The organism is Solibacillus sp. FSL W8-0372 (genome assembly GCF_037969735.1).
GTDB lineage: Bacteria > Bacillota > Bacilli > Bacillales_A > Planococcaceae > Solibacillus > Solibacillus faecavium.
Genome location: NZ_CP150204.1, coordinates 2,860,369 through 2,881,276, shown reverse-complemented (window position 1 = coordinate 2,881,276; position 20,908 = coordinate 2,860,369). Strand labels below are relative to the sequence as shown.

Sequence of the window (20,908 nt, the reverse complement as noted above, 5' to 3'; positions counted from 1 at the left end):
CAATATTGGGGTCGTTTTTATGTATAAATCATTTTCCTATAGCTCACCTTAAGTATGAGGTGAGTAAATTGGAAAAAAATAATGTATATGTATCTGTCGCTAATTTAACATGTAATTTGTATCCGGGATCATCCTATGAATTTGTATTGAAAATGGATCCGCATAAAGCACGTGTATTTGCAAAGCTCTTCGATCAAATGCAGTCACTCGAAGCTTCGAATGCCTTTCGAGCGCATATGCCCTTCATCCCTTATCATTTAGATAGATTGAATCATGAAATAGACCATCGTTTAAAAAAGGTCTATGCACTTATACATGAATTTGGAGATGAAGATGCGAAAAAATTTGTAGAGCAATTGCCGTATTTTAATCATTAACTACTCGCTTTTATTGAATGAGAGACATCTGTTCGCTAAACTAGGAATAGGAGTTGAGCGAAAATGTTTAGATTTATTGATGAGAATGGATTACCGGTAGATTTAAGATTTGATGAAGGTCCTTTTGAAATAGAGCCTAAGCATGTCCTGGCTCTTGTACAATACGAGGGGAAATGGTTGTGCACAATACATCATCGACGTGGCGTAGAGTTTCCTGGAGGAAAGCAGGAGCCCGGTGAAACATTAGTGCAGGCAGCTATCCGAGAAGTATATGAGGAAGCCAATGTAATAATAGATGATGTTAAATGGTTCGCCTACTATATTGTTCATGATACTATTCCATTTTGTAAGGCAGTTTTTACAGCAAAAGTAAAAGATATCGAACCCTTTGTAGGAGACTTTGAAACAGAAGGCATTTTATGGTTAACGGAAGAGGAACTTTGGCAACAGCCCAATTTAAGCTTTTATATGCGAGATGCAGGTATGAAAAAGATGCTGCAGGAAGTGAATAATTATGAACGCAAATGGTGAAATTTTATCAATGCATCAATATCCCTCTCCGAATCCGCATATCCGTTTAGATGAAGTGACATATTGGTCTCAAGGATTGCGTGTAAAGGGGTTGCTGGCGCGTCCTAAAGTACAGGGGCAGTATGAAGCCCTTTTATATTTACGTGGTGGACTACAATCAATCGGTATGGTTAGACCTGCCCGTATCGCCCAGTTTGCAATGCATGGATTTATCGTGTTTGCACCCTATTATCGTGGAAATCGTGGGGGAGAAGGAAAAGACGAATTTGCGGGGCAAGACCGGTATGATGCAGTTTTTGGTGTAGAAGTACTGAAACAATTTACCCCTGTTAAAAAAGTAAATTTGTTTGGTTTTTCTCGAGGAGGCTTAATGGCGTTGTGGACAGCAATATTACGTGATGATGTAAAATCTGTCGTAACATGGGCTGGTGTCTCAGATGCAACAGCGACCTATTGGGATCGAATCGACATGCGTCGTGGATTAAAAAGAATAGTGGGAGGTACTCCTAATAAAGTACCAGAAAACTATGAAAGCCGTACGCCTTTATACAATATTGAAAACGTTCAATCACCAGTATTAATTATACATGGGGCAGAAGATCAACATGTTAATATTGAACATGCCTATCAATTGGAGCGTTATATGAAAGATAAAGGCAAACAAGTTGAGACATGGTATTCATCTAGGCTGAAACATCATTACCCGCCAAATCTGAATAGAGAAACAGTAAAAAAAATTAGCGAATGGATGAAACAACAATAAATTAAAAAAGGGATGCAGTGTGAAAATACTCTGCATCCCTTTTACTATGATATATTTTTAAGTTTGACGTCGTAGTATTAGTGCGGACTATATCGTCAAACAATATGTCGAGTTCATCATTAGTAGATTATACTAATGGACCGCCTTTTTTCACGATAGCTTCATCAACATCAGCGAATTTTGTGAAGTTGTTTTTAAATAGCTCTGCAAGTTCAGTAGCCTTTTTATCGTATGCAGCAGTATCAGCCCATGCAGCACGTGGATTTAATACGCTAGAAGGTACTCCTTCAATAGCTACAGGAATATTTAAACCAAATACTCCATCTTGTGTCGTTTCAACATTGTCTAATTCACCGTTAATGGCAGCGCGTACCATTGTACGAGTATAAGCAAGTTTCATACGGCTACCTACACCGTATTCTCCTCCTGTCCAACCTGTGTTCACTAAGAACACTTGTGAACCATGCTCGTCAATTTTCTTACCTAATTGATCTGCATAGACTGTTGCAGGAAGTGGAAGGAATGGTGAACCGAAGCATGTAGAGAACACTGGCTCTGGCTCAGTGACACCACGCTCTGTACCTGCTAATTTTGAAGTGAAGCCACTTAGGAAGTGGTACATCGCTTGCTCCTTCGTTAATTTTGAAATAGGAGGTAGTACGCCAAACGCGTCCGCTGTTAAGAAGACAATTGTGTTTGGGTGACCTGCTACTGATGGTAATACAATGTTATCAATATAATCGATTGGATATGCAACACGAGTATTTTCTGTTAAAGATCCATCGTCGTAGTCACAAATGCGTGATTCTGAATCAACCGCTACATTTTCCAATACAGAACCGAAGCGGATTGCATTGTAAATTTCCGGCTCATTTTCAGCAGAGAGGTTAATTGTTTTTGCGTAGCATCCACCCTCAATGTTGAAAACACCATTATCAGACCAACCGTGTTCATCATCCCCGATTAATTTGCGGTCGCAATCCGCTGATAAAGTTGTTTTACCAGTTCCTGATAAACCGAAGAACAGGGCAACGTCGCCTTTTTCGCCAACGTTAGCTGAGCAGTGCATTGGGAAAATACCTTGTTCAGGCAACAAATAGTTCATAATCCCGAAAATTGATTTTTTCATTTCGCCAGCATATTCAGTACCACCGATTAAGATGATTTTCTTTTCAATTGATGTTATAATAAATGTTTCCGAACCAGTTCCATCTACTTCAGGATCTGCTTTAAAGTTTGGAGCAGAAACAATTGTAAAGTCAGCAACATGTGCAGCTAATTCTTCTGCTGTAGGACGGATGAATAATTGATGACAGAATAGGTTATGCCAAGCATATTCGTTAATTACTTTAATCGATAATTGAGAGTCTTTGTCAGCACCCGCAAAACCGTTGAATACAAATAATTCATCGCGTTCTTTTAGGTAGTTTACAACTTTGACATAAAGCTTATCAAATACTTCTGAAGAGATAGGACGGTTAACTTTACCCCAATCAATTTTATCTTTAGAGTTTTCCTCTTCAACGATATATTTATCTTTAGGTGATCGACCAGTATATTTACCTGTTTCAGCACGTAATGCGCCATCAACAGTTAACATTGCTTCTCCACGTGATGTAGCTTTTTCAACTAATTGTGGAACAGATAATTGAGTTTTGATGTTTTCCCCGTTTAAAAGTTCTTTCAGCTCGTTAGCAATTTCTACCGAATTCATCTATTAAATACCATCCTTTTTTATAGTATTCCCTTATAGTAGGGGAGTTGTTATTAATTCAAAAATAGTATAACACATTGAAGGATATAATCTATACTAATTATGAATTATTTTTTTGTGGAATTTTTAACTGTTTAAAATCAGACAAAATTTATTGACAGCACTAATTTTTTTATGTAGGATGTGTAATTGAACGGATACTCTTATCCCGAGCTGGTGGAGGGGCAGGCCCTATGAAACCCGGCAACCTGCGTATATTTTATACGTGTTGGTGCCAACCTGATGCAAGGGCAAAATTTCCCTTGAACGATAAGAGTGAAAGGTAACGAAACGTAATATCCTTTCCTCACGTGTGATGAACACGGTTATGAGTGAAAGGATTTTTTTATTTGAATTTACAATTTCGTATTGAGCGAAAATTATATAGTTACAGCCTTTCAGACCCTCGTGTTAAAGCAAATAAAGCTTGACGTTAATAATGCTATTATGCCACGGTGTAAGACGCAATATAACGGACATGGGTAATGAGTACCGTATCAATAAAAACAATTGCCAAAGTGAATTAGGAGGAAATGACATGAAAAATCGTCGACTGTTTACATCAGAAAGTGTAACGGAAGGACATCCAGATAAAATTTGCGATCAAATTTCGGATGCCATTTTAGACGCAATTTTAGCAGCAGATCCAAATGCACGTGTAGCTTGTGAAACTACGGTAACAACAGGCTTAGTATTAGTATCTGGTGAAATTACAACTTCTACTTATGTAGATATGAAAGGTATTATCCGTGATACGGTAGCAGAGATTGGCTATACGCGCGGAAAATATGGTTTTGACGCAGAAAACTTAGCTGTACTTGTTGCAGTTGGTGAACAATCACCGGATATTGCACAAGGTGTAGATCAGGCGTTAGAAGCGCGCGAAGGTTCAATGACAGAAGATCAATTAGAATCAATCGGTGCTGGAGACCAAGGTTTAATGTTCGGCTACGCATGTAACGAAACACCGGAACTTATGCCGATGCCTATTTCTTTAGCTCACAAATTAGCTCGTCGTTTAACAGAAGTACGTAAATCAGGAGAATTGGAATATTTACGTCCGGATGGTAAAACACAAGTAACAATCGAATATGATGAAAACAATGAGCCTGTTCGTGTGGATACAATCGTTATTTCAACACAGCATGATGAAGAAGCGACATTGGAGCAAATTCAAACGGATATTAAAGAACATGTTATTAAACCAGTAGTTCCTTCTGAGTTATTAGATGAAGCAACTAAATATTTTATTAATCCAACAGGTCGTTTTGTAATTGGTGGTCCAAAAGGAGATGCTGGTCTAACAGGTCGTAAAATTATCGTAGATACGTACGGTGGTTACGCACGTCACGGTGGTGGTGCATTCTCTGGTAAGGATGCAACGAAAGTGGACCGTTCAGCAGCATATGCAGCTCGTTATGTTGCAAAAAACATCGTTGCTGCAGGCTTAGCGGATCGTGCTGAAGTTCAATTGGCTTATGCAATCGGTGTTGCACAACCAGTATCAATTGCGGTAGATACATTCGGAACTGGTAAAGTAGAATCTTCCAAAATCGTAGAATGGGTTCGAGAGCTATTTGATTTACGCCCAGCAGGAATTATTAAAATGTTGGATTTACGCCGTCCAATCTATAAACAAACAGCAGCATATGGACACTTCGGTCGTACTGACATCAATGTACCATGGGAAAATACAGATAAAGCGGCAGAACTTAAAGAAAAAGCCGGAATTTAAAGAAGGAAGGAGCGTTCAGTCAAATGGACGGCTCCTTTTCTGTTATTATGGAGAATAATATACTTCCTTCCTTTATATTGTAAATAATTGGATTGATAGCGAAATGTTATTTCTGTAATGATTTGTAGTATTGTCCCTTCGCTACGTATTCATTAATTATGCGATCCATATCTGCCCGGTCCTCTGCATTTACTTCACGTACAACTTTTGCTGGGCGCCCCATAGCAAGTGAATTGGGAGGAATTACTTTTCCAGGTGGTACGAGACTACCTGCACCAATAAATGCTCCTTCGCCTATTTCTGCACCATCCAAAATGATGGAACCCATGCCGATTAAAGCACGTTTTCTTATTGTACAGCTATGTAATGTTACTTGATGACCTACTGTAACTTCATCTTCAATAATGAGTGGAGCTGCAGGGCTTTGGTGAAGACAACTTAAATCCTGAATACTAACACGATCTCCAATGATTGTTTTATTCACATCGCCGCGTATGACTGTATTAAACCAAATGGAAGTATTTTCCCCTATTGTCACATCGCCTGTAATTGTTGCATAATCAGCAATGTAGGCAGTTGGGTGAATAGTTGGTGATTTATCTTTATAAGGGTATATCATGTTCAATTCCTCATTTCTTTTATAGAATGTATAAGAGCTATTGTAATCGTATCAAATCACTATTAATTTTCAATTAACATCTTTTAACTTTATATAATAAATTATAGCAGACTGTTTTAAGTAAGGAGGATTGACCATGTGGAAATGGGAAACAGAGCAGCAGCCAAAAGCCGTAGTCGTTATTCTTCATAGTGCATATGAACAGCATCGGTGGTACGCATGGTTAATCGAAAAATTCAGAAGTGCTCGCTTTCATGTAGTAATGGGGGATTTACCTGGGCATGGTGAACAAGGAAAGTATGCAAGATATCATGATGAAAATTTTGAAGAATACTATAATTATACAAAAGTGTTATTAAAAGTTGCCCTAGAATATAATTTGCCTCTATTTATTGTAGGCAATGGATTAGGTGCATCTATAGCAACATACGTACTTCAGAAAAATAAAATAGAATGCGCAGGTGTAGTCCTAACATCGCCGTGGCTTCATTTTAAATTAGCACCGGGAAAATTATCCAATGCATTATCAAGCTTTAGTGCAATAACATCGAATGTGAAATTAAAACATGAATTGAGCATACAATATTTCACACGTAATACGGATGTATTAATGGAGTTAAAGGAGCAGTTACCGTTAAATAGTATGGTGACTGTTAAATGGTATCGGGATTGGCAACATATGACGCGAACAATCCGTGATCCTGAAAATAAATTCCCTGATATTCCACTGTTACTAATGACCGGGGAAAATGATAAAATAACGGATATTAGTACTTCTAAAAGGTGGCTGATGGAACAAACTCTTTCAGAATTCCACTATAAACAATGGAATGGATGCCTGCATAGTTTGTTTTTTGAAGTGGAACGTGAGGATGTTTTCCGATACACAATTGATTTTATTAATAATGTCTTAAGAGACCTTGGTTATATAGTAGAATAATGAAAAACCTAACAAAATTCGACTTTTGTTAGGTTTTTTTTAAAATTTCAGTAAAAAATATATCGAAATTTTAGAATATTTGTAATATACTAAATTTCTAATTAATACAATAGTTCAACAAGGGGGTAAAATATGGATTTTATTAATGATTTTGTAGGATGGGCCAATAATATTCTATGGGGTCCAGTAATGATTTACGGTATTTTAATTGTAGGCTTGTTCTTTTCAATCCTTACAAAATTTGCACAAGTCCGGTTAATTGGAGACATGTTCAAGTTAATGTTTAAAGGACAAAAGTCAGAGGCAGGTGTTTCTTCCTTCCAAGCATTGGCCATTGCTTTATCGGGGCGTGTCGGTACAGGTAATATTGTGGGTACAGCTACAGCTATTGCTTTTGGTGGTCCCGGTGCGGTGTTCTGGATGTGGGTTACAGCATTTATTGGAGCATCTACAGCCTATATGGAATCGACATTGGCGCAAATCTATAAAGAAAAGAAAGATGGACAGTATCGTGGTGGTCCGGCCTTTTACATTGAGAAGACAACAGGTATTCGTGCCTTAGGGGTTATTTTTGCGATTGCTATGATTGCTTCTGTTGCATTTTTAATGCCGGGTGTTCAGGCAAATGCCATTTCAGGTGCGGTAGATAATGCATTTGGAATTGAACCTTGGATCACTGGTTTAGTTACAATTATTTTATTAGCGGTTATTATCTTCGGTGGTGTTAAGCGTATTGCAAGTGCTGCGCAAATTTTAGTACCATTCATGGCATTAGCTTATTTGTTAGTAGCGGGTATTATTATTATTATGAATATTACAGCTGTGCCTGAAGTATTAGCTTTAATTTTCCGCAGTGCCTTTGCAACAGATGCTGTATTTGGCGGTATGATCGGGAGTGCGATTTTCTGGGGTGTTAAACGAGCAATCTACTCAAACGAAGCTGGTCAAGGTACAGGGCCACATCCGGCTGCAGCAGCAGAAGTATCACATCCGGCAAAACAAGGTTTAGTACAGGCAGCATCAGTTTATATCGATACATTACTAGTATGTTCTGCAACAGCATTGATGATTTTATTCATGGGTACATATAACGTACATGATGGTAGCCAAGACGGTCCATTAATCGAAGCGAAAATGGATGAGACGATTACTTATTCAGGCTTTACCCAAGCAGCGGTAAATGAGGCGTTCCCAGCATTAAATAACTTTGGTTCTGGGTTTGTAGCAGTTTCATTATTCTTCTTCGCCTTCACTACACTAATGGCTTACTACTACATTGCGGAAACAAATGTTTCGTATATGCTGAACGGAAATGCCAGAAGGATAGGGATTTTCCTAATGAAGTTCGTATTATTAGCTTCAGCATTTTACGGCACAGTTAAAACATCTGATTTAGCTTGGGCATTTGGTGACGTAGGACTTGGTTTAACAGTTTGGATTAATGTTATTTTACTACTATTCATCATGAAACCAGCGCTCATTGCATTGAAAGACTATGAGCAACAGAAAAAAGAAGGAAAAGACCCGGTGTTTGACCCAATAAAACTCGGTATTAAAAATGCAGATTTCTGGGAGACATATAAGAAGGAAGATAAATAGAAAAACAGGCTGGGACATAAGTAGAATTTTCTTTGTAAAAGGAAAATAGTCTTATTAAGAAATTGCTATTATTTGGATTGATTGGAGTGAAGGGGCGACTCCTGGGGGAACAGCACGACGCCTGAGACTACAGGCTCAGGCCGTGCCCCCGGAAAGCGTCCCCGTAACGGAAATCAATTCTGGCAGAAGCAGAAAAACATCTATTTTTTCTTTGAAAAAATAGATGTTTTTCGTTTTGTCCCAGGCTCTTTTATATATGAAAAACTAATTAAGTGAACAAATGATTATTTAAACTCTCTTTTTTTCGCGCAAAAATAAAGTTGTAATGCATCAAATTGTTCTGCTGAAAAATCCTTTTGTCCACGTATATATTTTTCATATAAATTGTAATAACAAATTGTTAAATACTCATCGTTATGATGGTTTTTGAAAGGTGTGTAATGCTGGGGAACTGTAATGCCTGCAAAATAGCGCTCCATTTTATCCATAGTACGAATTGTAATATTACGTGCCTGCATTTCTTTCAGTACAATTTGTGTGTAAATAAACAAATCCTCTTTCGGGTAATCATATACATAATTAATTAATATATGGTTATCTTCCTTAGCAAAGATACTATTTAATTCCCGCCATTGGGCAAGCAATTGGCTTTTCGGGATAAATGGGATGAGCTCGGTGTGCCATAAACGCATAATATTCACCTCATTACTAGATAAAAAAGAGCTAAGAAAACTTAGCCCTCTTTCGGAAATTCTTTTACTTTTTCCAAAGCAATAATAAATGGTGGGTCATTTTTTTGATTCATAAATTCATAGCGCAAAACATGTACATGCTTTTGAGGTAAATTACTAACAAATTCAATTACTTCGTTACGTTCATCTTTGCCGCCTTCATGTCCATAATATACAACTAATACAATAACTCCACCAATTTTTAATAATGTTAGAAGACTTTCGATTGCCTGAATTGTTGTATTAGGCCGGGTAATAATTTCATGATTACTGCCAGGTAAGTAGCCTAGATTAAAGATGGCTGCAGCAACAGGTTTATTTATATATTTGGCTACATTTTCATGCCCGTCCTTTAATACAATTGCCCGGTGTTCAAGTGCGTTGTCGAGTAGACGGTGTAGTGTGGCATCAACCGCTTCCTTTTGCACATCAAACGCATACACATAGCCATTGTCCCCTACAAGGTTTGCTAAAAAAAGTGTGTCATGTCCATTGCCTGCTGTTGCGTCTACGGCAATTTCACCTTCTGAGACCGATTTTTTCAATAAAGTTTGAGCATATTGAATAACACGTTCTAATATCATTTTGCGATTTCCGCCTTATAGTACTTTCCTTGATACGAGCCACGTCTTTCCAACTCTGCATCTATTCCATTAAGTACTTCCCATTTGTTTACAGACCACATTGGACCAATCATTAAATCAATCGGACCATCGCCTGTTATACGGTGGACAATCATTTCAGGTGGAAGAATTTCAAGCTGATCTGCTACAAGCTGAACATATGCATCTTTTTCCATAAACTCCAGCATACCTTTTTCGTATTGCTTCACAAGAGGTGTCCCTTTTAAAAGATGGAGTAAATGGATTTTGATACCTTGTACATCCAGTTTTGCCACTTCACGAGCTGTTTCCATCATCATATCGTAATCCTCTAAAGGTAATCCGTTAATAATATGTGTTACAACACGTATGCCGTGCTTGCGCAGTTTATTAAGACCTTCTACATATGTCGCATAATCATGTGCGCGGTTAATTAAGTTGGCTGTTTTTTCATGGACTGTCTGTAATCCCAATTCTACCCATAAATAAGTGCGCTCATTTAATTCAGCTAAATATTCTACGACATCATCCGGTAGGCAATCTGGACGTGTTGCGATAGAAAGACCCATAACTCCTTCACAAGCGAGTGCTGCTTCGAATTTCTCTTTTAAAACTTCGAGTGGTGCATGAGTATTTGTATAAGCTTGGAAGTAAGCCATCGTTAAGCCGTCTTTCCATTTGTTCTCCATTTTAGCTTTGATTTTTTCGAATTGTACAGGGATTGGATCTACTTTACTACCTGCAAAGTCACCTGAACCTGCAGCAGAACAAAACGTACAGCCACCAAAAGCGACCGTACCGTCACGGTTTGGGCAATCGAAGCCAGCATCTAATGCGACTTTATATACTTTCTTTCCAAATTCATTTCGTAAATAGCGATTCCATGTATAATAACGTTTCCCGTCTGACGGGAAAGGAAAATTTGTTTCAGTCATTCGTTGTTCACTCCTCTAACGTATTATTCTAACATGGACAGATCCTAATAGAAAATTTTTTTCTTGTACATTTTTATGCGAAAGAATACACTTGTTATTTGAGCAAATGTTGAAGGAGGAAATTCAGTGCCGAAACAAGTCTGGTTTTTAATTATAGGCACATTCGTAAATACGGTCGGGAATTCATTTTTATGGCCTTTAAATAGCATATATATTCATGATCATTTAGGGAAATCATTGACTACAGCGGGCATTGTTTTGATGCTCAATTCATTGGCGGGTGTTTTTGGTAATCTAGTAGGTGGATATTTATTCGATAGATTAGGTGGCTATAAAGCAATTTTGATAGGGGTAGTACTTAATTTATTTTCAATTTCGCTTCTCACTATTTGGCATGATTGGCCACAATACATTATATTTTTGGCGATGATGGGCTTTAGTGGGGGAATAGTGTATCCGGCTATTTACGCTATCGCAGGAAGTGCCTGGCCTGAAGGTGGTCGCAAAGCTTTTAATGCGATCTTCTTGGCAAATAACGTTGGAGTTGCCATTGGACCAGCATTAGCAGGTCTAGTCGCAGATATAAAATTTGATTATGTATTTAGTGCGAATCTATTTTTCTATGCGTTATTTTTCGTACTTGTCATAACTACGTATAAGCGTTTTGATGATAATAGAATCATAACTAAGTCCATATCGAGTGATGAGGGTAAACAAAGAAGTAAAGCACCTATTATCGCAATCGGGATTTTAAGTATATCTCTAGTAGTATGTTGGTTAAGCTATTCACAATGGAGTGCAACAATTTCTTCTTATACGCAAGGATTGGGAATGAGCCTGTCTCAATATAGCTTACTATGGACAATCAACGGCTTTATGATTGTAGCAATCCAACCAATTATTAAACCGCTTGTCACTCGATGGGAAAATAAAATAAAGCATCAATTAACACTAGGTTTAGTACTTATGTCGATCTCATTTGGTGTCGTTTATTTTGCGCAGGATTTTAAAATGTTTGCTGCGGCTATGGTTATTTTAACATTCGGTGAAGTATTCTTTACACCGATCATCCCGATGATTGCCAACAAGTTGGCACCACAAGGGCAAGAAGGATTTTATCAAGGGCTAGTAAACAGTGCAACGACAATCGGACGAATGATTGGACCTGTATTTGGTGGTTTAATGGTCGACGTATATGGTATGCAAATGTTAATGATGATTTTATCGATTCTTATTCTTTTAGCTATTATTCCGTGTCTGCTATATGATCGAGCATTAAGAAAAGTACAATCATAAAACAGCCACTTGTACTTTTGTGTAGAATTAGTTAAAATGAATGAAATAATATTTTGACTGTGATGAGGAATAGTAGATGGTCTCACTTTATAGAGAGCTAGCGGGTGGTGGAAGCTAGTAAGTGTCAAATTGAACTCGCCTCGGAGTTTGCTTTAGTGAAATTGTAGTAGCTAAGGCCGTGTATTCGCGTTAAGAAATGAAGCTGAGTGCTGTGTCACTAATTTGGGTGGTACCGCGGGAGTAAAAATTACCTCTCGTCCCTTCTTATCATAAGATGGGACGGGATTTTTTTATTTTTTAAATATTCTGTTAAATCATGGATAATACGCCTACAATACATAAACCACAGCAAGAATGTGTTTAAAGGAGGAGTTATTGTGAGTTTTAATCATCAACAGATTGAGAAAAAGTGGCAAGCGTTTTGGGAAGAAAATAAAACATTCAAAACGGAAAATGAAGTGGATAAACCAAAATTTTATGCTTTGGATATGTTCCCATATCCATCAGGTGCCGGTCTACACGTAGGACACCCTGAGGGTTATACAGCGACAGATATTTTATCTCGTTTTAAACGTATGCAAGGTTATAATGTTCTTCATCCAATGGGTTGGGATGCATTTGGTTTACCAGCAGAGCAATACGCATTAGATACGGGGAATGACCCTGCTGAATTTACGGCAAAAAACATTGCAACATTTAAACGTCAAATTAATGAACTAGGTTTCTCTTATGACTGGGACCGTGAAATTAATACAACAGATCCATCTTATTACAAATGGACACAATGGATTTTCACAAAATTAGTGGAAATGGATTTAGCGTATGTTGATGAAGTTGCCGTGAATTGGTGTGAAGCTTTAGGTACAGTTCTTGCAAACGAAGAAGTAATCGACGGACTTTCTGAGCGCGGTGGTCACCCAGTAGTACGTCGTCCGATGCGACAATGGGTACTGCGCATTACGAAATACGCAGACCGTCTAGTTGATGATTTAGTCGATGTTGATTGGCCAGAATCGATTAAAGAAATGCAACGTAACTGGATTGGTCGTTCTGAAGGAGCTCAAGTGAAATTCACAGTGGCTGGTTCAGACAAAGGATTCGAAGTATTTACTACACGCCCTGATACTTTATTCGGTGCTACTTATTGTGTATTGGCACCAGAGCATAAACTAGTAGCTGAAATAACTACTCCAGAGCAACGTGCAGCGGTAGAAGCGTACTTAGAAAAAGTATCATTAAAATCTGACCTTGAGCGTACTGATTTAGCAAAAGAAAAAACAGGTGTATTCACTGGTGCTTATGCAGTAAATCCAATCAACGGCAAAGAAGTGCCAATTTGGATTGCAGATTATGTATTATCAACATATGGTACAGGTGCAATTATGGCGGTTCCAGCACATGATGAGCGTGACTACGAATTCGCAAAAGAGTTTAATTTAGAAATCGTTCAAGTGCTTGAAGGTGGAGATATCGAAAACGAGGCATTCGTCGGCGATGGTGCACATATTAACTCTGAATTCCTAAACGGTTTAAATAAAGAAGATGGTATTAAGGCAGCGATTGATTGGTTAGTGGAAAATGGCGTAGGGGAAAAGAAAATCACTTACCGTCTACGTGACTGGTTATTCAGCCGCCAACGCTATTGGGGCGAGCCAATCCCAGTAATTCATTGGGAAGATGGCACAATGACAACAATTCCTGTAGAAGAGCTGCCACTAGAATTACCGAAAACAACAAATATCCGCCCTTCAGGTACAGGGGAATCACCACTGGCAAATATTGAAGAATGGGTAAATGTAGTTGATCCTGTAACAGGTAAAAAAGGTCGCCGTGAAACGAATACAATGCCTCAATGGGCAGGTTCTTCATGGTACTTCTTACGCTATATCGATCCGAAAAACGATCAGGCACTTGCAGATCCTGAATTACTAAAGCGCTGGTTACCAGTTGATATTTATATCGGTGGTGCAGAGCATGCTGTACTTCACTTACTGTACGCGCGCTTCTGGCATAAAGTTCTTTACGATTTAGGTGTAGTGCATACGAAGGAGCCATTCCAAAAATTATTCAACCAAGGGATGATTTTAGGTGAAGGTAACGAAAAGATGTCGAAATCAAAAGGGAATGTTGTAAATCCGGACGATATTATTGAGTCACATGGTGCAGATACATTACGTTTATATGAAATGTTCATGGGTCCATTAGAAGCATCTGTAGCATGGAGCACAAACGGTCTTGATGGTGCCCGTCGTTTCTTAGATCGCATTTGGCGTCTATTTGTAACAGAAGAAGGAAAACTTGCAGCTAAAATTCAAGAATCTAATGACACAACATTGGAAAAAGTATATCACCAAACTGTGAAAAAAGTGACGGATGACTATGAAGGCATTCGCTTCAACACAGCTATTTCACAAATGATGGTATTCATTAATGATTGCTACAAAGCGGAAGTAATTCCTGTTGAATATGCAAAAGGGTTCGTCAAACTATTATCACCAATCGCACCACATATCGCGGAAGAACTTTGGACAATTTTAGGACATGAAGACACAATCACGTATGCTACATGGCCAACATATGACGAAGCAAAACTAGTAGATGACGAAATCGAAGTAGTTGTTCAAGTATTAGGTAAAGTACGTGCGAAAGTAACGGTAGCAAAAGATATCTCAAAAGAAGACTTGGAAAAAGTGGCTTTAGCCGATAGCAAAGTACAAGAATTCATTGAAGGAAAAACAGTTGTTAAAGTTATTGTTATTCCAGGGAAATTAGTCAATATCGTAATTAAATAAATATTAAAATGAAAAAGTCTGCTCGCATTTTGAGCAGACTTTTTTAATGGATTATAGTTGATGGTGGAACACCGAATCTTTCCAAAAGATAATGAAAATCAAAATTGTCTTTATTGTCACCTATTAAATCAATTAAATACTTTTCAATTTTGCTTTGCGGCATTTCATACATATTTGGTAAATATGACAATAATAGCGTATCTGTATTGCCGTTCGTAATGAAACAGGTTTTAGAAAAGTTTTGTGTATCAAGCTTTGTTAAGATCATTTCCAGACTGGAATGCACCGGCATAACATGAGGCGATATCCGATTATTATGAATTAAGCCTATAAATACTTTGAAAAAATAATCACTTTGAACATGGTCATCAATTAGAATTAAAACATGATCATGATATGAATCGTTTTCAATCAGTTCATCGACTTTTTGCTCCATTAATTGTTCCATATACGCCACTACTTGATCATATTTTGTATTAGAAATAGCTTTTTGCATCTTCAGTAAATTCAAAATCTGATAAACAGGTATAAATATTTTAGTGAAATATTCTTCTATAGTAAAATTATCTACAATTTTTAAATAAGTTTTTTTTGCATTTTCAACATTTGCACTCACTAACTCATTATAAAATAGATTTAATAGTTCGATTTTATCCTCTGATTGATAGGAAACCATTTTTAAAATTGTAATATCATTGTTTATAGAAATATGTAAAGAAGTATTCGTTTTCATACATTTAACTCTTGGTGAAGTGGGGAACTGTGGATTTGCCTTTTGGACAAGTGCATTATGGCCATTTGATAATAAGACAATCGAATTCTCAGGGTAAATGCCAATAAAATCAACAAATTCAGTTAAAAGTATACTATTATACTTTTCTTCATCTCTATAAAGTAAACTAAATGCATCTGCAGCACGCATTGCATCACGGTATGGTCGTTTCATTGTAATCGCTGAATACACATCGATTATTTGCAAAAGTTCGAGCTCTGCCTTGAAATTTATTTGCATACTCTCCGGATAACCTTCACCATTTCTACGTTCATGATGGGATTTAGCCAAATAGGACAAATCAGATAAACCTATTTGTTTAAGAATTGCCTCTCCATATAAAGTATGTGTTTTCATCAAGTCAAATTCCTTTGCAGTAAGACGACCAGGTTTTTGAAGGAGTTGCTGTGGTATCTTTAACTTTCCGATATCATGCAACAAGTACCCTAGAGCTAGCTTTTCTACTTGTTCAATTTTTAAGTGGCGAGCAAATAGCGTTCCAATAATAAAAACATCGATACTGTGTAAATAGGAATGATAATCCCATTTTTTCAATTGGGACAAGCAGTATTTATTCGCAGAATTAGATAAAATATCTTCTAAAATATCTTGTAAATAATCAATATTCCCTTCTTCTTTTAAAAGTTGACCGTATCGAATTTCAATATCGAGTTCCGCTAAAATAGCGTAAAAGTTAAATTCATCCTCGTTCCCGCTTAAAGAGCTATCTGAAAAATTAATGAGGGTATCTTCCATTAATATTGGGAATTCAAAGGAATTTGCACATTTTTCTTTATAATAAATGGAAAGGTATTTTATGCTTTTCTTTTTTAGTAATTCCAGAGCTTTTGCTGTTAAAATACTGTCTTTTTTCATGAACAATGTACGGTTAATAAAAACATCATCTGCAAGAACATCACCCGGTTCTACATCTTGGATTAAAAGCTTTTCGATATTTGGCATTAGTTACACCTCCTATAAGTGATTTAATTTATACAATATAATTATTATTATATGGTAAAGTTCTGAATATTTGGATATTTATTTATAGAATATTTCAAAAAAATTAATATATAAGTACTTAATCTTTTTTAAAAACATGGCAGAAACATAGTATAAAAGGTTTATGATATATTCACAGTAGAAATGGGTTAATCACAATATCGTTAAATAAATTTTAAAAAATTTGAAACTTATTCCAAAAAAATTACGACTATAAAGAAAAAGAGAAAGGGGTGGGGCAGTGTCGGAACATTTAGAAGAAGTAATGGATGCCTATGGGGAATATTGCATACGTGTTGCCTATTTATATGTGAAAGATTGGACAGCAGCAGAGGAAATTGTACAAGATACGTTTTTAGCATATTACAAACAGCAAGAGCGGTTTGAAGGTCGTTCCTCGCTAAAAACCTATTTAGTGAAAATTACGATACATAAAAGTCATGACTATTTAAGAAGTTGGAAACGCAAGATGGCACATGTTCTCCCAAAAAGACTTGCTACTCCCTCCATTGAACAGGTGAAAATTCAAGAAGAGGAACAATTCGAACTTGTAGCGGCATTACTGCAACTCCCTGTTAAATATAGAGAGGTACTTATTTTATATTATTATGATGATTATAAAATCAAAGAAATGTCGGAGCTTTTACAACTGAGTGAGAATACTGTTAAAACGAGGCTTATACGCGGTCGTGAAAAGTTAAAGCCGTTATTAGTAAATATTGAATGGGAGGTGCTGCTAAATGACGAAATGGAAGGGTGAAATAGACCGCTACATTGGAGAGGAGCAAAAATTTACTCCCGAAATGAAAAATAGAATATTGCGTAAAGCATCGAAAAAATCGTTTAACTGGCGCTATGCGTTTACAGCAGTTTCGTTTTGTGCTGTTGTATTAATTCTTCTGCTAGCAGGCCCTAGTCAAGTGGAGCCTCCTGTTCAAAGTGCCACACCGTTTGAACAGCTGATTGAAGAAGCTACGGTGGAAGAGTTCTATATAAGCTCGAAATATAGCCAAAGAGATCAATTTTTTGCACGTGATTCAAGCTATTATACACAAGTTCATGCATTCAAAAAGGATATTGATGTGCAAAATATGAATATGCTTTTACATGATATGAAGCTAATCGAACGACCTTACAGCTATGGTTTAGGAAAAGATGTGCTTGTTGTAATGTCCAATGGTGAGCAGTTAAAGCTGAAAATTGCGAAGTATGACGGATGGTATGTCGTTGAAGATGTGCATACAAAACTATTTTATAAATTAGAAGATACATCTGCAGTAAATTATTCATTGTGGGATAAAAAAATGGATGATGCGGGCTTTGGTTTTATGGAGATAGTGATACTGGGTGGAGTAATGATCGCAATAGCCTATTTATTAAAATCTGTATTAAAAATACCAAAGCAAAAACAAGAAGAGAAGCGAAACTGGAAAGGGACAGTGATTTTCATTGCAATTGTTATTCCACTGCAATTCTCTGCTCATTATTTGCGAGAAAATGAGTATTTAATGCATAAAAGTATCCTGTTTTTTATATTAGCAAGTGGGTTGCTAGTAGGATCTTATCAATTTGATAAGTTGATAAAGACGAAAAATCAACAAATTTATGAATGGATTGGGATGGGGTTATTGGCTGTATTTTTATGGGTAATCATCACATTCGGTTAAGGGGGGACTCAGATGAAACGATTATTATGGATGGCACTAATTTTTCTGCTTGCAGGGTGCAGTGCAGATATGAGTGCAAAGGAGCCTTATCCTGTGGAAAAAGATTATCCTTTTAATGAGCGCCTTGTACAAGAAGTTCCGAATAATATTATGCTAAAAACTTATCCATCGAGCAATGAGATCAAAATTAATTTTGTTACTACTTATGAACAGGCGGCTTTTCTAAAGAGAAACGAATCGTATATTACATTTGAAACGATTGGAAATAATTTTAAACTGCCTAAAGCAAGTTTAGTAATTAGGGAACGTTTTGAAATAGAAGATTTAGTATATTATGCGATGAAAATTCATGTAAGAGCAACGAAAGCTGAATTAGAGGGAATTCCACAGTCTTTTTCACAACTGGAAGTGAAGTTGGAAGGTGTACCTCTTATGACTTTAAACATCGGCAATGTTTCATTTAGTGAGGAAGCAACGAGATATTCAGAAGATGTACCTGCCGAAGAACTGAAAGAGGCCGCACTATTGTTGCATGAAGGGCAAAAATAACTATGTTGCCAAAACATTTTCTATGTAATACTAGAATAGTAAATGACATCATTTAACGATTTATGAAGAAAGAAGTGTAGCAATATGGCACAAGCCGAGCATTCCGTACAAATTCCAGTGAGCCAAGAAACAGTATGGGCTTTCGTTAGTAAAATTGAGAAATGGGCAGTGTTGGTACCTGCTTATAAAGAGCATAAGGAAGTGGATTCACAAACTTCTCACTGGACATTCGAAGGGAATTTTAAAGGGTTAACGAAAAAAGTAGCGCTGGAAATAAAAATTATAGAAATGAACGAGCCATCTCAAATTAAATTTGAAATTAAAGGTCTTTCAGATAATTTTAAAGGCGGCGGTGAATTTACAGCGGAGCCTAGAGATGGTGGTACATATATGACATGTAAGGTGGACGTTACAGCAGGCGGACTTTCCGGAGCGGTATTAAATCCAGCTATAAAAGTATTGTTACCAAAAGTGACAACACGTCTAACTGAAAAAATCGCTCGTCACATACAAGCATAAAAAATCGACTCACTTGGAAAATTAGTTCAGGTGAGTTTTTTATTTGTGTATAAGTGGGTATAACTTTTATGGATATCCCTTTATAAAAACTTTTATTTATTATGATAACTATCATATGGAACTAATGACAACTACCTCTATAACAGGTACTTGTTATTTTTTATACTGGAAAGAAGGAAGAGGTGGCTTTATGACACAAATCATGTTTGAACAAGGTAAGTATAGTACGAAGGAAGAATTTTGGAATGGCCTCACACATGGAATAGCGGCTGTTATGACGATCCCTGCTACATTGATGCTTATTAATAAAGCGCAAAATCAGGGCTCGACTATCGAGTTAATTAGCTATGTTATTTTTGGGATATCTATGTTCTGCCTATATTTTGCATCAACAATGTATCATTCATGGCCGTCACATAAAACATTTCTGAAAAAGCTCGATCACAGTTCTATTTTTTTATTAATTGCTGGGACATACACACCTATTGCATTAGTTGCTATAGGTGGTAAATTAGGATGGACTATTTTTGCCATTCAATGGATTTTGGCGACAATCGGAATAGTACTAAAACAATTTTTCGTTCACCGATTTAAAGTATTGTCGCTATTTGTTTATATCGGAATGGGCTGGATCGTCATTTTTGTAGCAAAGCCTTTATATGCGCATATAGGAATAGCTGGTTTTACGACGTTATTAATCGGTGGTTTATCCTACACAATCGGTACGTATTTTTACAAAAATGACCGTATTCCATATAACCATGCAATTTGGCATTTATTTGTCATGGGGGGCAGTGTGGCAATGTTTTTAGCCGTTTACTTATATGTATAAAATAAAGAGTCAATCCGACTTTCCGGATTGACTCTTTTTAGATGCTGGCTGTAAATTTTTCGATTAGGTCCTGTAAGTAATCGTTATATTGTTCTTCGTTTCGTTTTTTCATTTCTTCCAATACTTGATTTAAAAACACTTTGTTGTCCATAAATTGATCAGGCAATGCATCATACAAAAGCTGATGATGATAGTTTTCCTGATCCAAATACAGTTCGAAATAATAGCCTAGTTTGTCCTCTTCATTAAATAAATGCATCATGCATTCCACTTCATAACATTGCATAATAAATTCATGCTTAAAGCCAATCTGAACTGTAAATGCTATATGTCCACCTTCACCATCTATTTTAAAAGGGCTTATACTGGAAATTATTTGATTCTGGTCCATAAGCCAATAGAGTTGGTTCGCTTGCCGATTCGTAGTATAGCTCGTAATTCCTTGCGGTGCATTTTCGATTAGAAAATGTTTGGCAAGTTTAGCTTGGACAGCTTCTTCAATTGATGATGAAACAGCAATTTTATCAAGGTGTTGACATACACTTTGTAAGAGCGTCGGACTTTTTTGAATGTGTTCGATTATTTTTTTTAATTGCATTGGAAAAACATTTGGTATATTTGCTAAATCGATAGCCAGTGACATCCCTAGGCCTTTTTTATTTAAACCGAGAGTCAATTTTAACGGTACGTTTTTGGCATAGGATTCATTTTTTTCGATATAGCAAAAAGCCTTTATGGAAAAAGTAAATTCATCTTTATTACTGTCGCTAATTTTTTTGCAAGTCAAATGAGTTTGCATAAGCTCGTCTGATGCTAAAAAGAGCATTGTTTGTTTTGTTTCGGAATTATGCATCGCATCATGTCCTCCTGAGTGTACATACCTTTTATGATACT

At 36.8% G+C, this 20,908-nt stretch carries 20 protein-coding genes, 1 riboswitch and 1 other annotated feature; of the genes, 13 read left to right on the top strand and 7 right to left on the bottom strand.

The window, feature by feature from the left end; translation table 11 throughout:
- Positions 1-59 precede the first annotated feature (59 nt).
- From MKY13_RS14625 to MKY13_RS14615, 3 genes are all read left to right on the top strand, one after another.
- Positions 60-377, top strand: a complete 318-nt coding sequence (locus tag MKY13_RS14625) for a transposase (RefSeq protein WP_339213530.1) — start codon at positions 60-62, stop codon at positions 375-377.
- Between the two features lie 63 nt (positions 378-440).
- Complete coding sequence (locus tag MKY13_RS14620; protein ID WP_339213528.1) at positions 441-908, top strand: NUDIX domain-containing protein; 468 nt, start codon at positions 441-443, stop codon at positions 906-908.
- Positions 892-1,671 (top strand): prolyl oligopeptidase family serine peptidase, encoded by a 780-nt coding sequence (locus MKY13_RS14615; RefSeq protein WP_191700650.1) that lies wholly within the window; start codon positions 892-894, stop codon positions 1,669-1,671. The genes MKY13_RS14620 and MKY13_RS14615 overlap by 17 nt, the downstream gene beginning before the upstream one ends.
- 127 nt (positions 1,672-1,798) lie before the next feature.
- Here MKY13_RS14615 and pckA read toward each other — a convergent pair whose 3' ends face one another.
- Positions 1,799-3,385, bottom strand: coding sequence for a phosphoenolpyruvate carboxykinase (ATP) (gene pckA / locus MKY13_RS14610; protein ID WP_191700649.1), 1,587 nt, complete (start codon positions 3,383-3,385; stop codon positions 1,799-1,801).
- Positions 3,386-3,585: 200 nt separating this feature from the next.
- A riboswitch (SAM riboswitch) is annotated at positions 3,586-3,701 on the top strand.
- 261 nt (positions 3,702-3,962) lie between these two features.
- Here pckA and metK point away from each other — a divergent pair.
- Positions 3,963-5,159: a methionine adenosyltransferase gene (metK, locus tag MKY13_RS14605; protein WP_191700648.1), complete on the top strand. Its 1,197-nt coding sequence runs from the start codon at positions 3,963-3,965 to the stop codon at positions 5,157-5,159.
- A gap of 106 nt (positions 5,160-5,265) precedes the next feature.
- Here metK and MKY13_RS14600 read toward each other — a convergent pair whose 3' ends face one another.
- The gene (locus MKY13_RS14600) at positions 5,266-5,778 is read right to left on the bottom strand and encodes a gamma carbonic anhydrase family protein (RefSeq protein ID WP_191700647.1); all 513 of its coding nucleotides are present in this window, start codon (positions 5,776-5,778) and stop codon (positions 5,266-5,268) included.
- A gap of 136 nt (positions 5,779-5,914) precedes the next feature.
- Here MKY13_RS14600 and MKY13_RS14595 point away from each other — a divergent pair, with 136 nt between their 5' ends.
- On the top strand, positions 5,915-6,718 hold the full coding sequence (locus MKY13_RS14595) for an alpha/beta hydrolase (RefSeq protein WP_191700646.1): 804 nt from the start codon (positions 5,915-5,917) through the stop codon (positions 6,716-6,718).
- Between the two features lie 132 nt (positions 6,719-6,850).
- Positions 6,851-8,317 carry an alanine/glycine:cation symporter family protein gene (locus MKY13_RS14590; RefSeq protein WP_191700645.1) on the top strand — a complete coding sequence of 489 codons (1,467 nt, stop codon included), beginning with the start codon at positions 6,851-6,853 and terminating at the stop codon, positions 8,315-8,317.
- A 284-nt stretch (positions 8,318-8,601) separates the two neighbouring features.
- Here MKY13_RS14590 and MKY13_RS14585 read toward each other — a convergent pair whose 3' ends face one another.
- From MKY13_RS14585 to MKY13_RS14575, 3 genes are read right to left on the bottom strand one after another with little or no spacing between them, the layout of a single operon-like run.
- A complete protein-coding gene (locus MKY13_RS14585; RefSeq protein WP_191700644.1) occupies positions 8,602-9,009 on the bottom strand; it encodes a pyrimidine dimer DNA glycosylase/endonuclease V in 408 nt (135 codons plus the stop codon).
- Positions 9,010-9,050: 41 nt separating this feature from the next.
- Positions 9,051-9,632 (bottom strand): class I SAM-dependent methyltransferase, encoded by a 582-nt coding sequence (locus tag MKY13_RS14580; RefSeq protein ID WP_191700643.1) that lies wholly within the window; start codon positions 9,630-9,632, stop codon positions 9,051-9,053.
- Positions 9,629-10,585 (bottom strand): TIGR01212 family radical SAM protein, encoded by a 957-nt coding sequence (locus MKY13_RS14575; RefSeq protein WP_191700642.1) that lies wholly within the window; start codon positions 10,583-10,585, stop codon positions 9,629-9,631. Before MKY13_RS14575 ends, MKY13_RS14580 begins: the two co-directional genes overlap by 4 nt.
- A 126-nt stretch (positions 10,586-10,711) precedes the next feature.
- On the opposite strand from MKY13_RS14575, the gene MKY13_RS14570 reads away from it, so the two are divergent.
- Both MKY13_RS14570 and leuS read left to right on the top strand, forming a co-directional pair.
- A complete protein-coding gene (locus tag MKY13_RS14570; RefSeq protein WP_339213521.1) occupies positions 10,712-11,881 on the top strand; it encodes an MFS transporter in 1,170 nt (389 codons plus the stop codon).
- A gap of 50 nt (positions 11,882-11,931) precedes the next feature.
- Positions 11,932-12,146, top strand: a binding site (T-box leader).
- Between the two features lie 112 nt (positions 12,147-12,258).
- Positions 12,259-14,673 carry a leucine--tRNA ligase gene (gene leuS / locus MKY13_RS14565; protein WP_339213519.1) on the top strand — a complete coding sequence of 805 codons (2,415 nt, stop codon included), beginning with the start codon at positions 12,259-12,261 and terminating at the stop codon, positions 14,671-14,673.
- A 43-nt stretch (positions 14,674-14,716) separates the two neighbouring features.
- Here the strand turns inward: leuS and MKY13_RS14560 are convergent, their stop codons facing one another.
- Complete coding sequence (locus MKY13_RS14560; protein ID WP_339213517.1) at positions 14,717-16,408, bottom strand: HD domain-containing phosphohydrolase; 1,692 nt, start codon at positions 16,406-16,408, stop codon at positions 14,717-14,719.
- A gap of 280 nt (positions 16,409-16,688) precedes the next feature.
- Here MKY13_RS14560 and MKY13_RS14555 point away from each other — a divergent pair, with 280 nt between their 5' ends.
- The 5 genes from MKY13_RS14555 to MKY13_RS14535 all read left to right on the top strand — a co-directional run bounded on the left by MKY13_RS14555 (position 16,689) and on the right by MKY13_RS14535 (position 20,014).
- On the top strand, positions 16,689-17,207 hold the full coding sequence (locus MKY13_RS14555) for a sigma-70 family RNA polymerase sigma factor (RefSeq protein ID WP_339213515.1): 519 nt from the start codon (positions 16,689-16,691) through the stop codon (positions 17,205-17,207).
- Positions 17,188-18,114, top strand: a complete 927-nt coding sequence (locus MKY13_RS14550) for a hypothetical protein (protein WP_339213513.1) — start codon at positions 17,188-17,190, stop codon at positions 18,112-18,114. Before MKY13_RS14555 ends, MKY13_RS14550 begins: the two co-directional genes overlap by 20 nt.
- A 12-nt stretch (positions 18,115-18,126) precedes the next feature.
- A complete protein-coding gene (locus MKY13_RS14545; RefSeq protein WP_339213511.1) occupies positions 18,127-18,663 on the top strand; it encodes a hypothetical protein in 537 nt (178 codons plus the stop codon).
- An 84-nt stretch (positions 18,664-18,747) separates the two neighbouring features.
- Positions 18,748-19,182 carry an SRPBCC family protein gene (locus tag MKY13_RS14540; RefSeq protein ID WP_339213509.1) on the top strand — a complete coding sequence of 145 codons (435 nt, stop codon included), beginning with the start codon at positions 18,748-18,750 and terminating at the stop codon, positions 19,180-19,182.
- 190 nt (positions 19,183-19,372) lie between these two features.
- Entirely contained in the window at positions 19,373-20,014 is a 642-nt protein-coding gene (locus MKY13_RS14535) for a hemolysin III family protein (RefSeq protein WP_339213507.1), read from the top strand.
- Positions 20,015-20,051: 37 nt separating this feature from the next.
- Here the strand turns inward: MKY13_RS14535 and MKY13_RS14530 are convergent, their stop codons facing one another.
- Positions 20,052-20,867: a cysteine methyltransferase gene (locus tag MKY13_RS14530; protein ID WP_339213505.1), complete on the bottom strand. Its 816-nt coding sequence runs from the start codon at positions 20,865-20,867 to the stop codon at positions 20,052-20,054.
- Positions 20,868-20,908: the final 41 nt, after the last annotated feature.

Excerpts from the sequence above, each read along its gene's own strand:
- MKY13_RS14550 (WP_339213513.1), top strand. The coding sequence starts at position 17,188 with ATGACGAAATGGAAGGGTGAAATAGACCGCTACATTGGAGAGGAGCAA.
- MKY13_RS14530 (WP_339213505.1), bottom strand. The coding sequence starts at position 20,867 with ATGCATAATTCCGAAACAAAACAAACAATGCTCTTTTTAGCATCAGAC.
- MKY13_RS14545 (WP_339213511.1), top strand. The coding sequence starts at position 18,127 with ATGAAACGATTATTATGGATGGCACTAATTTTTCTGCTTGCAGGGTGC.
- MKY13_RS14615 (WP_191700650.1), top strand. The coding sequence starts at position 892 with ATGAACGCAAATGGTGAAATTTTATCAATGCATCAATATCCCTCTCCG.
- MKY13_RS14560 (WP_339213517.1), bottom strand. The coding sequence starts at position 16,408 with ATGCCAAATATCGAAAAGCTTTTAATCCAAGATGTAGAACCGGGTGAT.
- MKY13_RS14595 (WP_191700646.1), top strand. The coding sequence starts at position 5,915 with ATGTGGAAATGGGAAACAGAGCAGCAGCCAAAAGCCGTAGTCGTTATT.
- MKY13_RS14575 (WP_191700642.1), bottom strand. The coding sequence starts at position 10,585 with ATGACTGAAACAAATTTTCCTTTCCCGTCAGACGGGAAACGTTATTAT.
- pckA (WP_191700649.1), bottom strand. The coding sequence starts at position 3,385 with ATGAATTCGGTAGAAATTGCTAACGAGCTGAAAGAACTTTTAAACGGG.
- MKY13_RS14580 (WP_191700643.1), bottom strand. The coding sequence starts at position 9,632 with ATGATATTAGAACGTGTTATTCAATATGCTCAAACTTTATTGAAAAAA.
- MKY13_RS14540 (WP_339213509.1), top strand. The coding sequence starts at position 18,748 with ATGGCACAAGCCGAGCATTCCGTACAAATTCCAGTGAGCCAAGAAACA.
- MKY13_RS14620 (WP_339213528.1), top strand. The coding sequence starts at position 441 with ATGTTTAGATTTATTGATGAGAATGGATTACCGGTAGATTTAAGATTT.
- metK (WP_191700648.1), top strand. The coding sequence starts at position 3,963 with ATGAAAAATCGTCGACTGTTTACATCAGAAAGTGTAACGGAAGGACAT.
- MKY13_RS14590 (WP_191700645.1), top strand. The coding sequence starts at position 6,851 with ATGGATTTTATTAATGATTTTGTAGGATGGGCCAATAATATTCTATGG.
- MKY13_RS14585 (WP_191700644.1), bottom strand. The coding sequence starts at position 9,009 with ATGCGTTTATGGCACACCGAGCTCATCCCATTTATCCCGAAAAGCCAA.
- MKY13_RS14600 (WP_191700647.1), bottom strand. The coding sequence starts at position 5,778 with ATGATATACCCTTATAAAGATAAATCACCAACTATTCACCCAACTGCC.
- MKY13_RS14535 (WP_339213507.1), top strand. The coding sequence starts at position 19,373 with ATGACACAAATCATGTTTGAACAAGGTAAGTATAGTACGAAGGAAGAA.